Source organism: Dolichospermum sp. UHCC 0352, assembly GCF_009711925.1.
Lineage (GTDB): Bacteria > Cyanobacteriota > Cyanobacteriia > Cyanobacteriales > Nostocaceae > Dolichospermum > Dolichospermum lemmermannii.
Genome location: NZ_VIKY01000004.1, coordinates 1 through 557, shown reverse-complemented (window position 1 = coordinate 557; position 557 = coordinate 1). Strand labels below are relative to the sequence as shown.

Below are 557 nucleotides of genomic sequence, written 5' to 3'. Positions count from 1 at the left end.
AAGTGGAATAATCGGGAAACATCCTTTAAAGGTAGGATTAAAACAATCGTTTTTACAGCCACCCATGACTTGATGTTAAATGCAATCAAGGTAGCTTTTGAAGATTTGACGGAAGCAATAAAAAGCAAAAAGCCCATGAGAAAGCGCATGAAGAGAAATGTTTCTTCATGGTGCAAGGGGATGGTTGCGGATGCTCTCAAACAAGTTTCAACCCGTGTAGGTTGCACGGTTGTTAGTGTGAATTGTGCATATACGTCACAACTTGACTCCAGATTTGCTACCTTAACGGGTAGTAGAAATGGTGACAAGTTTACCGGACATGATGGGGTCGTAATGCACTCAGATACTAATGCTGCTGATAACGTTCTAGCAAGAATGAGTGATGTTGAAATCACTCGATACATGAAACATTCCGATGTAAAAGTAATCTTGCTAGAACGGACGCAGAAGTTTCGGGACTCCATAGTAATGGAAGCTGAAGCGAAAACGGGCAAGGATAAGCCCCAGACTCTAGAACCTAAAAGCTCTCCTTACGAGTAAGGTCAATCAGAGAGCGA

The 557-nt window shown here is 42.2% G+C and carries 1 pseudogene; it reads left to right on the top strand.

The window, feature by feature from the left end:
- Positions 1-540 (top strand): annotated as a pseudogene (locus tag FJR06_RS00270) (addiction module component); the annotation flags it as partial.
- Positions 541-557 lie beyond the last annotated feature (17 nt).